The 12,759-nt window shown below is 44.1% G+C and carries 11 protein-coding genes and 1 tRNA gene; 7 read left to right on the top strand and 5 right to left on the bottom strand.

Going from position 1 to position 12,759, the window contains the following annotated elements; genetic code table 11:
• Positions 1-16: 16 nt before the first annotated feature.
• From NO992_RS10130 to NO992_RS10110, 5 genes are all read right to left on the bottom strand, one after another.
• Positions 17-1,576, bottom strand: coding sequence for a cryptochrome/photolyase family protein (locus NO992_RS10130; RefSeq protein WP_371376664.1), 1,560 nt, complete (start codon positions 1,574-1,576; stop codon positions 17-19).
• The gene (locus NO992_RS10125; protein WP_371376661.1) at positions 1,576-2,880 is read right to left on the bottom strand and encodes a DASH family cryptochrome; all 1,305 of its coding nucleotides are present in this window, start codon (positions 2,878-2,880) and stop codon (positions 1,576-1,578) included. Before NO992_RS10125 ends, NO992_RS10130 begins: the two co-directional genes overlap by 1 nt.
• Before the next feature lie 59 nt (positions 2,881-2,939).
• Positions 2,940-3,452, bottom strand: coding sequence for a hypothetical protein (locus tag NO992_RS10120; RefSeq protein ID WP_010370811.1), 513 nt, complete (start codon positions 3,450-3,452; stop codon positions 2,940-2,942).
• Positions 3,453-3,600: 148 nt separating this feature from the next.
• Complete coding sequence (locus NO992_RS10115; protein WP_017217789.1) at positions 3,601-4,071, bottom strand: hypothetical protein; 471 nt, start codon at positions 4,069-4,071, stop codon at positions 3,601-3,603.
• A gap of 207 nt (positions 4,072-4,278) precedes the next feature.
• The gene (locus NO992_RS10110; RefSeq protein WP_371376658.1) at positions 4,279-5,058 is read right to left on the bottom strand and encodes a delta-class carbonic anhydrase; all 780 of its coding nucleotides are present in this window, start codon (positions 5,056-5,058) and stop codon (positions 4,279-4,281) included.
• Positions 5,059-5,753: 695 nt separating this feature from the next.
• Here NO992_RS10110 and NO992_RS10105 point away from each other — a divergent pair.
• From NO992_RS10105 to rpsO, 7 genes are all read left to right on the top strand, one after another.
• A tRNA-Met gene (locus tag NO992_RS10105) sits at positions 5,754-5,830 on the top strand.
• 270 nt (positions 5,831-6,100) lie between these two features.
• The gene (gene rimP, locus NO992_RS10100; RefSeq protein ID WP_010370818.1) at positions 6,101-6,556 is read left to right on the top strand and encodes a ribosome maturation factor RimP; all 456 of its coding nucleotides are present in this window, start codon (positions 6,101-6,103) and stop codon (positions 6,554-6,556) included.
• 39 nt (positions 6,557-6,595) lie between these two features.
• Positions 6,596-8,095 (top strand): transcription termination factor NusA, encoded by a 1,500-nt coding sequence (gene nusA, locus NO992_RS10095; protein WP_010370820.1) that lies wholly within the window; start codon positions 6,596-6,598, stop codon positions 8,093-8,095.
• 25 nt (positions 8,096-8,120) lie between these two features.
• Positions 8,121-10,808, top strand: coding sequence for a translation initiation factor IF-2 (gene infB / locus NO992_RS10090; protein WP_039492199.1), 2,688 nt, complete (start codon positions 8,121-8,123; stop codon positions 10,806-10,808).
• A gap of 82 nt (positions 10,809-10,890) precedes the next feature.
• Entirely contained in the window at positions 10,891-11,295 is a 405-nt protein-coding gene (gene rbfA, locus NO992_RS10085) for a 30S ribosome-binding factor RbfA (RefSeq protein WP_010370823.1), read from the top strand.
• The gene (truB, locus tag NO992_RS10080; RefSeq protein WP_371376652.1) at positions 11,295-12,242 is read left to right on the top strand and encodes a tRNA pseudouridine(55) synthase TruB; all 948 of its coding nucleotides are present in this window, start codon (positions 11,295-11,297) and stop codon (positions 12,240-12,242) included. Before rbfA ends, truB begins: the two co-directional genes overlap by 1 nt.
• 105 nt (positions 12,243-12,347) lie before the next feature.
• Positions 12,348-12,617 carry a 30S ribosomal protein S15 gene (gene rpsO, locus NO992_RS10075; protein WP_010370825.1) on the top strand — a complete coding sequence of 90 codons (270 nt, stop codon included), beginning with the start codon at positions 12,348-12,350 and terminating at the stop codon, positions 12,615-12,617.
• The last annotated feature ends 142 nt before the right edge of the window (positions 12,618-12,759 follow it).

Raw genomic sequence — 12,759 nt, 5'->3', positions numbered from 1 at the left:
TACGTCCGAGCGTAGCCTAAAGTTGCTCAATGTTATCTAAGCACCATTGTGCCCTTTTGAGCACTTCCTGCCGTGTTTTCTCATCTTGTTTTTGCCAATTTCGATAGATCATGCCAATCCGGTGGTTATTGGCAAACTTATCCTCATGGCGGTGCATAAAATGCCAATAGAGGCTGTTTAGTGGGCAGGCATCATCACTCGATTTTTGCTTGACGTCGTAGTGACAATGTTGACAATAATCACTCATTTTTTGCATGTAGTTACCGCTTGCGGCGTAGGGTTTGGTTGCTACTATGCCGTGATCAGCAAATTGTGTCATGCCTCTGGTGTTTGGCATTTCTACCCATTCAATGGCGTCGATGTATATACCTAAATACCATTCATCCACTTGATCTGGGTGAACTCCGGTCAACAGGCAAAAGTTTCCCGTGACCATTAATCGTTGAATATGGTGGGCGTAGGCGTAATCTAGGCTTTGGGTGATGGCTTCACTGAGGCAACGCATCTTCGTTTTTCCATGCCAAAAATAGCTTGGTAGATTACGCTGAGCAAGCAAGTAATTTTTATGGCGGTAGTCAGGCATATTGAGCCAATAAACCGCTCGGATATACTCTCTCCAGCCCAATATCTGCCTAACAAACCCCTCAATCTGCGCAATATCAATTTGTGAGTTGTCTTGGTATGCTGCGATAGCACTGTCGATAATGTGTTTAGGGTGAAGCATTTTTGCATTGAGCGCAAAAGAGAGCCGTGAGTGATACAGCGTCCATTTATCATCACTTTTACAGGTCATTGCATCTTGATATTGCCCGAATGAAGGCAATAGGTGTTCACAGAAAAAAGCCAAAAGATCTTGAGCTTGCGCACGGTTAACTGGCCACAGCAATGATCCTTCGCTGTTGCCAATGGTCTTTACGTTATGCCGTTCAATCCGCTTTAAAATGTCACTAACATCGTTGGCAAAGCAAAGCGGTTGTGGGATAGCGTCGATATCTTTTTGCTTAAGCTTGTTTCGATTTTGACTGTCGAAGTTCCATTGCTTGCCAAGCGGCTCACCGTCGTCCATTAATACATTAAAGCGGCGCCTGAGTTTGCGATAGAAAAACTCCATTGTAGTGTGTTTTCCTGGCGTTAAGTAGTCATCCAGCTCTTCATAGGGGACTAAAAAATGCTCAGTGTCATAGCAACGAACCTGTAACTGGTCGAGTGTTAATTCCATCATTTGTTTCAGTAAGCGATATTCATCCGGTCTTTGATAGTCAAAGCTCGACACCTGATATTTATCACATAAATGCGAAATTAAAGCGGGGAGATCCGAATAGTCCTGAGTCTCATCGAGGGTGAGATGTAGCACATGGAATCCAGCTTTATCCAGCGCGACGGCAAAATTCGCCATGGCTTTGAAGAAAGCACACACTTTTTGAATGTGATGTTTGGTGTAGTCGGCCTCTTGTTTGAGTTCTGCTATCAGATAAAGATACTCTGCTTTATCGTCAGCAAACCAACTATGTTTGGCATTGAGTTGGTCGCCAAGAATTAATCTGAGGCCTTTATATTGAGGTTTTTGTTGTGCCATTAGTTATCCTCCAAAGGCCAACCAACATGATCTTGGCTGTCAAGTTGTGGAGTGGCTTCTCCTTGCCATAATTTTATATATTCACCATCTGGGTCAAATAGTGCTTGTTGCTTTGTGATATTGAAATGGCGACCGCCACGAGGATCAGCTCCAACACCCGCGATATACTGCCAATTTCCCCAATTTGCCGCGACGTCGTAATCGATAAGATGTTGCTCAAAAAAAGCGGCGCCATAGCGCCAATCTAGCTGAAGCTCATTCACAAAGTAGCTCGCAGCTATTTGTCTTGCCCTGTTGGAAATCCAACCGGTTTTAGTCAATTCGTGCATAATGGCATTGACCAGTGCATTAGGCGTTCGGCCTTGGCACCACTTTAAAAAGCGCTCTGGATAGAAACTGGTTTTTGGTGTTTTGGCTTTGACGCCTGAAAAGCTAAATAGCGTGTGTTGATGTTTAAGTGCATACCAATGAAAGTACTCACGCCACAACAGTTCAAACCAAATCCAATAGGTTGATTCATTTGCGCCTCTTTGCTGCTCAAATTGAGTAAGTGCTTGCTTGATCTGTCTAGGACTGATAGCGCCATAGGCAAGTATTGGACTAAACCGAGTGGAAAAATGCTCACCGAACAAGGCGTTTCGGGTTTCTTTGTATGTAAGAGCCGCATCCGTTTGGAAGTATTGTTGTAGTTGCTGCTGAGCTTGCGCTTCACCGGCGGCTACTTTGATACTGTATGAAGAGTTTGCTTTAAATTCAGCTAAATCTGATACCCGATTCGGTCTTGGTGGAAGCTGCGGGGTTGCAATAGGTAATTTAGGTTCAATTTCCTCTACAGCTTTGCGAAATGGCGTAAAGCTCGGTGGTAGTTCACTGACGCTGATTGGTAGTGAGTCTGGTTCAAAAAGGGTGTTTGAATAAGCACTAATGTATTGAATATGTGGGAAATTATCTTGTAATTTTAACCAAAGCTTTTGTTCATCGAATCCTGGATGAACAGCGCGACCAATATGAGTTACCTGCTGTGTATGAATAATCTCAGTCAGTGCTTTAAGCTGAGCGGTGTCACGCAACAGATACAGCTTCTGCTGTTGTGACGCTAGTGATTGATGTAAGGCATTGAGCGTCTGATTGCGATAACATTCAACAGCAAAAGAAGGTGAGCACTGCGCTTTGTGAGCCGTCCATAGGTTTACAGTGGGTAGATAAATGCAGATAAGTGAGTCGACTTGAGACGCCAGCGTTGTAAGTGCGGGATTATCACTAAGGCGGCAGTCGTTTTCAAATAAATAGAGTCCTACTTTCATGTGTATTCTTAACAGTCATGAATGAATAAGACTCTATACGTAACAATTAGCTAAATTGCTCAGTTAGTTTGGCAAGATTCTATAAGTGTACGCAGGTGAGCACCAACGTCTTGTGTTTTGGTTTGGCCTCGCTCAAGTAAGTTGCTCGCTTGCTGTTTTAGCTCTGCCAAATCATACTGCTCGAGCAAAGTTCTTAAATATCTAACTGTATCAGCACCTTGCTGAAGCAAATCAGGAAACTGTTCGATGGAAATTTCCTGTTGGCTTAGGCGAGAAATAGAGTTGAGTAGGTCGCTTAAATTTGCACTGTCTTGCAATGCGCCTTCAACTGCAATAAGCGCGCCCATCGGATCGGCATCTAGATTATTTGCAACGCAAGCTGCAACACTACCTGCTTCTGCTGATGCTTGCACTGACTCTATCCCTTTATCACGGATCTGCTCAACCACTTGTTGTAGCTCTTGATGTTCAGATAAATATTGTGCCTCGATTTGGGCTTTAGAGTCTTCCAGCATATCGCATGCGGTAAGTGAAACGACCATAGTAGACGCAAAGGCAATCGCTCTTAGCATTTTATCACTTCCTATATAAAGATTTTGTGAAAGTCTAAATAGCTAAGAGCCAGAAGTCACGCAGAGTTTGGTTTTGTATGCTCTGCATGACTTTGATTTTAGAGTGATGTTTAGTGGCCGCCGTTGTCACTTCGTTTAGCAGCTCAGGTTAGTTTGCTTGTTGCTGCGCTCTTTTGAACTCCTGTAGACCAACGATATTCGTTTTCTTGAATAATTCAAAGCGCAGCATATTTTCGATGAGTAACAGTGCTTTGTTCCAAGCGTTTTTTGCTGCTGTGGTAAAATGCCTGCCAAGATGACTTTTTAGCGTTGCTGTAAAGGTAAATAACAAGACACTGATATCTTTTTCTGACGTTCCCATAAATAACAGCGTACCGCGTTGTTTTTGCAGATAATGTAATAAGTTTGACTGCTGTGGGATACGCATCACACAATTTTGCACAAAATCAAATATTTGATGCTCCCAGATTATGAGTTGTCCCACATTTGTTGGAATTTGCATGCGCAAATCGTAATGTTGAATTTGGTTGTACCAAGAAGTGCAAAAGCCATGGAAATTCGGACGAATACTCGCAAGCGTTTGAGTTAAAAGTTGATATTGATAGGGAGTAATGCTCATAGACGCCTCTTCAAATTGATGAAGAGCGGATCCTTTGCTCAAAAACAAATAGCCTAAGTCTGAGTATAGCTGCTTTTTTTAAATGCGAGACTTTTTAATATTTTTTTGTGAGATTTTTCTTACATTGCAATAATTGATGTCTCAATGTACAAAATAAAGTGTAGTAGGCCTGCATGGAACATTGGCCTACGTTTATTTAGACGATACTTAGTGCGTAATTGGTGAAAGTAACTGTGGATCCGTCACGAGTTTACGAATGCCATGCGCATGGTCCTCTTCAAAAGCATTATCTTTACACCAACGCGCGAGACTATTTATATCAACTTTGGCACAGCTTGGGCGTACACTCCAGCTTACCTGTAAAGGTGAGCACTGTTGGTTGTTATAGTTAGGTCCTGTAGTTGAACCTAAAAACTCAACTGGTGTGCCTGTATTGCTTGGTAGCGCACCTGCTTGATGGTAGCCGCCAACTTGACCTTGATAATCAAGCTCAGTGAAGTCTTGTGCATTTTCATCATTAACCACTAAAAACACCTGAGTTTCGACGCGTAGATCGGGGTTGGCACAGCTATCATTTAAGCAAGCGCCAAGTGTCGGGCCAGGTTTTACATCACAAGAGCTATGAACCCAGTGTACTTCAATGGTATCGCCGGGCTTTACGTTGTTACATACTTTATCGTCTACAGGAGCAAGCTCCGCAGGGGTGAGGCTTGCAGTTGCATTACATTGGAATCCGCCGTACTTTGGGTCATTGGAAACGACAGAGAAGTCTTTGGCTTTATGTTCTGCATTTTTATGAAAATGGATGTTACATAGATTGAGTTTTTCTTTTGGCGGCGCCATAGCAAAAACCCGTTTGTTGTGACCCTGCAAACTATCAATATCTCTCGGTGTTTGCGGTCCTGCCGACTCACATTGCGCTGCAAACGCTTCGAAGCTAAATATAGACAGCGCTGTCAATTTGCTTGATTTTATAACCGTTCTCATTTGGTTTTCCTTTCTTTCGTGATTTTATTGTCCCCAATTATGGATCAAATATTTCTTTTTTGTTACAAAAAATGAAGGGGGACGAAGCTGGACCGATGAGTTGGGCGTCAGGGTATTGTATGTGAAAAGTAAAATACCTGATTACATCTCAGCAACGAGCTGAAACGTCAGAAGATAGTTCTAAATCAAGGTTGCTATCTAGGCATACTGTCTTTATAATACGCAGCATATTTAGGCAATCGGACTGAGACTTTCGTTTTTCAGTACAATTGACTCTAAGCATGGGCAATACATCGCTCATTCAAACGACATTTTTAAGATGTCACTTCTTTGAAAAGTAGAAGTAAAACAATTTTATGTTTCGGTGTAGAATGGAGTTGCTCGATAGATGGTCGGGCGCTTGATTTGGTAAAGTGCCGAAGGTCGTCGGTTCAAATCCGGTTACCCACNGTGTAGAATGGAGTTGCTCGATAGATGGTCGGGCGCTTGATTTGGTAAAGTGCCGAAGGTCGTCGGTTCAAATCCGGTTACCACTTCTTTGAAAAGTAGAAGTAAAACAATTTTATGTTTCGGTATAGAATGGAGTTGCTCGATAGATGGTCGGGCGCTTGATTTGGTAAAGTGCCGAAGGTCGTCGGTTCAAATCCGGTTACCACTTCTTTGAAAAGTAGAAGTAAAACAATTTTATGTGTTGGCGCGGGATGGAGCAGCCTGGTAGCTCGTCGGGCTCATAACCCGAAGGTCGTCGGTTCAAATCCGGCTCCCGCAACCAAGTTAAAGATTGAGTTCTTTGATTTCGCGCATTCCTTGTAATGCGCGTTTTGCGTTTAAGCATCGGCTTTTTTGTTTAAGTTGATGATTAATTTGGCTGAGATAGCTCGCAAACCAAGCACGGCCTTTGGCCACACAGTTTGTTATTCGTGTGACGCCCCGCTTGGTTCGGGGCGTTGTTGTATCTGGCGCAAGGTGTATTCTGAGCCCAAGATCAAGCAGCTATGATTTGGGGCTTTAGGCCCTTTTTTTGTTTGTATGGAGGAGTTCTGTGTCAAAACTCGAGCAAGATTTGACTGAAATGTTGGAGCCTGCAGTTGCTGCGTGTGGCTTTGAATTACTCGGTCTTGAGTTTGTGCAAGCTGGTCGTCATTCTACACTTCGTGTATATATCGATCATGAAAACGGCATTAATGTAGATGACTGTGCGGAAGTGAGTCGTCAAGTTAGTGCAATTTTAGATGTCGAAGACCCGATTACGAACGAATATAGTTTGGAAGTATCTTCTCCTGGTGTTGACAGACCATTATTCAAACAAGCTCACTATGAAGCAGCAGTGGGAGAGGAAGTACGTTTGCGTACTAAACTTCCGCAAGAAGGTCGCCGTAATTTTAAAGGCGACTTAGTAGCAGTTAATGGCGATATGATCACGTTAAAAGTTGACGCTCAGGATTTCATCTTGATGTTGAGCAACATTGAGCGTGCCAATATCATCGCAAAATTCTAACTTTGAGTGCGAAGGACAAGGGCAAGCGAGGCATTACCTATGGCAAAAGAAATATTGTTGGTGGCAGAAGCTGTTTCCAATGAAAAAGCGGTCCCAAGAGAAAAGATTTTTGAAGCATTAGAGTTCGCACTAGCGACAGCAACAAAAAAGAAGCATGGCGGTGAAATCGAAGTACGCGTTACTATCGACCGTAAAACGGGCGAGTACGATACTTTTCGTCGTTGGAAAGCGGTTGAACCACAAGAAGACGGTTCACTAGAGAATCCATATGCGGAAATCACGTTTGAAGCGGCGCAAGTTGATGAGCCTGACATTCAATTAGGTGATTACGTTGAAGAGCAGATCGAATCAATTAAATTTGACCGTATCACCACACAGATGGCGAAACAGGTAATCGTACAAAAAGTACGTGAAGCTGAGCGCGCATTAGTTGTTGATGCATATAAAGATCAAAAAGGCGAGCTAGTGACAGGTGTTGTTAAAAAAGCAACGCGTGACGCTATCGTTATCGACCTTGGTAACAATGCTGAAGCGGTAATTTACCGTGAAGACATGCTACCACGCGAAAGCTTCCGTCCGGGTGACCGTGTACGTGGCCTACTTTATGAAGTGAAGCCTGAAGCGCGTGGTGCACAGCTATTTGTTACGCGTTCTAAGCCTGAGATGTTGATGGAACTATTCCGTATTGAGGTTCCAGAAATTGGCGAAGAAATGATTGAGCTTAGAGGCGCTGCACGTGACCCTGGTTCTCGTGCTAAAATCGCTGTAAAATCAAACGACAAGCGTATTGACCCTGTAGGTGCATGTGTTGGTATGCGTGGCGCACGTGTACAAGCTGTGTCTTCAGAGCTTGGCGGTGAGCGTGTTGACATCGTACTTTACGATGATAACCCAGCACAGTTCGTAATCAACGCGATGGCACCGGCTGAAGTAGCTTCAATCGTAATGGATGAAGATACGCGCACGATGGAAATTGCAGTTGAAGCCGACAACCTAGCGCAAGCGATTGGTCGTAATGGTCAAAACGTACGTTTAGCTAGCCAACTTACTGGTTGGGAACTAAACGTAATGACAGTGGAAGAGATGGAGCGTAAGAGCTCGGAAGAATCAGATAAATTGGTTAATCTATTCACTGAAAATCTAGACATCGACGATGATTTTGCAACACTACTGATTAACGAAGGCTTCTCTTCACTTGAAGAAGTGGCTTATGTGCCAGTAGCTGAATTTTTAGAAATCGACGGTCTAGACGAAGAAACCGTTGAAGAGTTACGTAACCGTGCAAAAGATGCACTGACTACGAAAGCACTTCGCGATGAAGAAAGTCTAGAAAATGCAGAACCTGCAGAAGACCTACTAGCACTTGAAGGACTTGAGCGTCATACCGCTTTTGTTTTTGCTAGCAAAGGTATCGTTACACTTGAAGACCTTGCAGAGCAAGGTATTGATGACTTAGTTGAAATTTCTGAGTTATCAGAAGAGCAAGCTGGTGAGTTAATCATGGCTGCGCGTAACATTTGCTGGTTCAGCGAAGAGTAATTTATTAACGGAGGTAACATCACGTATGGCAGAAGTGAGCATTAACAAACTAGCCGAGAGTATTGGTACAACTGTTGATAAATTACTACAACAGTTAAAAGATGCAGGGATCACCAAAGCCGAGGGCGATCAAGTTACTGAATCCGAAAAGGCGACGTTGCTTGATCACCTAAGCAAGCAACACGGCGGCACTGGTTCAACCGGCCCTGAGCGTATGACTCTACAGCGTAAGAGTAAAAGCACGTTAAGTGTTAACTCATCTGGTAAAGCGAAGTCTGTATCTGTAGAAGTCCGTAAGAAGCGCACTTACGTTAAAAAGAGCGCAATCGAGCAGCAGAAAGAGCAAGAACGCTTAGCTGCAGAGGAAGCTGCGCGCAAAGAAGCAGAGTTAATGGCTCAGCAACAAGCAGAGCAACAGGCCAAAGTAGAAGCTGAGCGCAATGCGCGCGAAGAAGCGGAACGCAAGGCCGATGAGGAAGCCGAGCGCAAAGCTAAAGAAGAGGCGAAGCGACAAGCGGATGCTGAACGTCAAGCCAAAGATAAGCAGAGTAAAGAAGTGGATAGCGCGCAACAAATTAAAGAACGTCAAGAAGCTGAGCGTCTGCGTCAAGAAGCAGAAGCGGCAGCCCTGAAGAAGGCAGAAGAAGAAGCAAAACGTCAAGCGGAAGAAGCTCGTCGTCTAGCTGAAGAAAACGAAGCACGTTGGAAGGCGGAAGAAGAAGAGCGTCTTCGTCGTGAAGAAAATGCTGATCACCACCTAACAACTTCTACTTACGCTCGTGAAGCGGAAGATGAGTCTGATGCACGTGAAGAGAAAAGCGCACGTCGTAAGAAGAAGAGAAAGCCAAGTGCGAAAGAAGAAGCTGCAGAAGCGAATGCGAAGAAGCTGAAAGGCAAAAAAGGTCGCTTAAAAGCGCCAACTTCGTTACAGCACGGTTTCCAAAAGCCTGCGGCAGAAGTGAAACAAGAAGTACGTATCAGTGAAACAATCACTGTTGCAGAACTTGCTTCTCGTATGGCTGTTAAAGGCGCTGAAGTTGTTAAGACAATGATGAAGATGGGTGACATGGTTACGATTAACCAAGTTATCGATCAAGAAACTGCACAGCTAGTTGCTGAAGAAATGGGTCACAAAGTCATTCTAGTGAAAGAAAACGAGCTAGAAGAAAAAGTACTAAATGACCGCAGCGAAGATGGTTCTCTTGAGCCTCGTGCGCCAGTAGTAACAGTAATGGGTCACGTTGACCACGGTAAAACGTCAACACTTGACTACATTCGTAAAGCGAAAGTTGCAGACGGCGAGGCCGGCGGTATTACTCAGCATATCGGTGCATACCATGTTGAGACTGAAGGTGGCATGATCACTTTCCTAGATACTCCTGGACACGCGGCATTTACGTCAATGCGTGCTCGTGGTGCGAAAGCAACCGATATCGTTGTACTTGTTGTTGCAGCGGACGATGGTGTAATGCCTCAGACGAAAGAAGCGGTACAACACGCGAAAGCGGCAGAAGTACCACTTATCGTTGCTGTGAACAAAATGGATAAAGAGGGCATTGACCCTGACCGCGTTAAGAATGAGCTTGCTCAACTAGACGTAATCCCAGAGGACTGGGGCGGTGAAACGCAGTTTGTTCATATCTCAGCGAAGACTGGTCTTGGTATTGATGAGCTGCTAGAAGCAATTCTAATGCAATCTGAGCTATTAGAGCTACGAGCTTCTGAAGAAGGTATGGCATCTGGTGTGGTAATCGAATCTCGCCTCGATAAAGGTCGCGGTCCGATTGCTTCTGTACTTGTTCAATCAGGTACCTTAAATCAAGGTGATATCGTACTTTGTGGTCTTGAATATGGCCGTGTTCGTGCGATGAAAGACGAAAACGGTAAAGACATCAAAACCGCAGGTCCTTCAATTCCAGTAGAGATCTTAGGTCTTTCTGGCGTACCAGCAGCTGGTGACGAAGCGACAGTAGTTCGTGATGAGCGTAAAGCACGTGAAGTGGCACTATACCGTCAAGGTAAGTTCCGCGAAGTGAAGCTTGCTCGTCAGCAGAAAGCGAAGCTTGAGAACATGTTCTCTAACATGACTGAAGGCGACGTATCTGAAGTGAACATCGTTCTGAAAGCAGACGTTCAAGGTTCTATCGAAGCAATCGCTGATTCATTGACTAAACTGTCTACAGATGAAGTGAAAGTGAAGATAGTAGGTTCAGGTGTTGGTGGTATCACTGAAACGGATGCAACGCTTGCTGCGGCTTCTAACGCTATCATCGTTGGCTTTAACGTACGTGCGGATGCTTCTGCTCGTAAAGTCATTGAAGCTGAGAACCTAGACTTACGTTACTACAGCGTTATCTACGACCTAATCGAAGAAGTGAAACAAGCAATGACAGGTATGCTTGCACCAGAATTTAAGCAAGAGATCATTGGTCTTGCTGAAGTTCGTGACGTGTTCAAGTCGCCTAAGATCGGCGCTGTTGCAGGTTGTATGGTAACTGAAGGTGTGGTTAAACGTAGCGCGCCAATCCGTGTACTTCGTGATAACGTGGTTATTTACGAAGGTGAACTTGAGTCACTACGTCGCTTTAAAGATGACGTTGCTGAAGTTCGTAACGGTATGGAATGTGGTATCGGCGTTAAGAACTACAACGACGTTAAAGTCGGTGACCAAATCGAAGTATTTGAAACTGTACAGGTAGAGCGTACGCTTTAATTGTAAGTTATTAAAATACTTGAGATGGGGGCACTAGCCCCCATTTGTGATCTCATAGATTTTGAAATTTTAAGTGGTGAAAATGAGAGAATTTTCTCGTACAGATCGCGTAGCACAGCAAATCCAAAAAGAAATTGCAGTGATCCTACAGCGCGAAATTAAAGATCCAAGATTGGGTATGGTAACAGTGTCAGCTGTTGAGGTATCACGCGATCTTTCTTATGCAAAAGTATTTATTACTGTGCTGAATACCAGTGATGAAGACAAAACTAAGCAAAGTGCGGCTATTCTGAATGAAGCAACCGGTTATATCCGTTCGCTTCTTGGCAAGCGTATCCGTGCGCGTATCATGCCTGAGCTTAAATTTGTTATTGATAACTCCCTAATGGAAGGTATGCGTATTTCTAACTTGGTTGACTCTGTGATCAGAGAAGACAACGCAAAGCGTGGTCCTGAGTCTGGAGATAAAGACCAAGAGGAAGAGTAATGGCGCGTCGCACCAAAGGCCGTGCGATCGACGGCATTCTGTTATTAAATAAACCGCAAGGTATTTCTTCTAACAAAGCACTACAGCAAGCAAAGGGCATTTATTTCGCTCAAAAAGCAGGCCACACAGGTGCTTTGGATCCGCTGGCAACAGGTATGTTGCCAATTTGCTTTGGTGAAGCGACTAAGTTTACCCAGTTTTTACTTGATACTGACAAAACCTACGTGGTGAGAGCGCAGCTGGGTGAGCGCACGACGACATCAGATTCTGATGGTGAAATTGTTGAAACGCGACCAGTAAATGTAACACTTGAGCAGCTAGAGCAGGAAATTGCCGGCTTCTTGGGGGAATCTGATCAGTACCCTTCGATGTATTCGGCGCTCAAATATCAGGGCCAACCGCTATACAAATATGCCCGCGAAGGCATCGAAGTACCGCGAAAATGCCGCAAGATTAATGTTTATCGTATTACGTTAGACGAATATGACGAGCAAACTCAACAAATTCAAATGACGGTGCATGTGTCAAAGGGCACTTATATTCGTACGATAGTTGATGATTTGGGGGAAAAGCTTGGCTGTGGTGCGCATGTTATTATGTTACATCGCAGTGAAGTTGGTCATTATCCTAGCGACAAAATGATTACCTTAGTCGAGCTAGAAGCGTTACTTGAGAAAGCACAAGCGGAAGAAGTTGCGCCTTCGACTTATCTCGATGAATTATTGTTGCCGATGGATACCGCTTTGGTCGACTTGAGCGTTGTTGATATTAGCGCTGAGCAAGGCGTCGCTTTTGGTCATGGGCAAACCGTTGCTGTCGAAAATTTACCAGACGGTATTGTTAAAGTGGTTGCTGATGGCAAGTTTGTTGGGATTGGCGAGCGTAATCCTCAAGGGTTATTGAAAGCAAAACGCGCGCTATCTTCCGCTCAGCCGGAATCACAATAAAATCTTCCTATGCAAGGGGAGTTTATGCTGGTATAATCCGCCAGCTTCCGCTTTGGCTGAATTAGTGATCGGCTGAAGCATTACTAAACTTATTTTGGAGTTATTATGTCACTAAGCAATCAAGAAAAAGCAGAAATCGTAGCAAAGTTCGCACGCGCAGAAGGTGATACAGGTTCACCAGAAGTACAAGTTGCACTTCTAACTGCTGACATCAACAAGCTACAAGGTCACTTCGCTAACCACAAGCAAGATTTCCACTCACGTCGTGGTCTTCTACGTAAAGTTAGCCAACGTCGTAACCTTCTTGACTACCTAAAAGGCAAGAGCGTTGACCGTTATGCTGCACTAATCAAAGAGCTTGGCCTACGTCGCTAATATTTTTGATTTCTTGTTGGAAATTTATCCAACAGTAAAAAAGGGGCTAATTAGCCCCTTTTTTTGTGGCTGTTCTATCAGTATACTTACAGCCGTTTAAAAATACTTTTAAACAAGCGTCAATCGGATTTCCAATTGTAGT

The organism is Pseudoalteromonas sp. DY56-GL79 (assembly GCF_041414765.1).
Classification (GTDB): domain Bacteria; phylum Pseudomonadota; class Gammaproteobacteria; order Enterobacterales; family Alteromonadaceae; genus Pseudoalteromonas; species Pseudoalteromonas piscicida.
This window is presented reverse-complemented; position numbering and strand designations above follow the sequence as displayed.

Bases quoted from the DNA above. Each gene is read 5' to 3' on its own strand.
- nusA (WP_010370820.1), top strand. From the start codon at position 6,596: ATGGCAAAAGAAATATTGTTGGTGGCAGAAGCTGTTTCCAATGAAAAA.
- infB (WP_039492199.1), top strand. From the start codon at position 8,121: ATGGCAGAAGTGAGCATTAACAAACTAGCCGAGAGTATTGGTACAACT.
- NO992_RS10115 (WP_017217789.1), bottom strand. From the start codon at position 4,071: ATGAGCATTACTCCCTATCAATATCAACTTTTAACTCAAACGCTTGCG.
- NO992_RS10120 (WP_010370811.1), bottom strand. From the start codon at position 3,452: ATGCTAAGAGCGATTGCCTTTGCGTCTACTATGGTCGTTTCACTTACC.
- rbfA (WP_010370823.1), top strand. From the start codon at position 10,891: ATGAGAGAATTTTCTCGTACAGATCGCGTAGCACAGCAAATCCAAAAA.
- NO992_RS10125 (WP_371376661.1), bottom strand. From the start codon at position 2,880: ATGAAAGTAGGACTCTATTTATTTGAAAACGACTGCCGCCTTAGTGAT.
- truB (WP_371376652.1), top strand. From the start codon at position 11,295: ATGGCGCGTCGCACCAAAGGCCGTGCGATCGACGGCATTCTGTTATTA.
- NO992_RS10130 (WP_371376664.1), bottom strand. From the start codon at position 1,576: ATGGCACAACAAAAACCTCAATATAAAGGCCTCAGATTAATTCTTGGC.
- NO992_RS10110 (WP_371376658.1), bottom strand. From the start codon at position 5,058: ATGAGAACGGTTATAAAATCAAGCAAATTGACAGCGCTGTCTATATTT.
- rpsO (WP_010370825.1), top strand. From the start codon at position 12,348: ATGTCACTAAGCAATCAAGAAAAAGCAGAAATCGTAGCAAAGTTCGCA.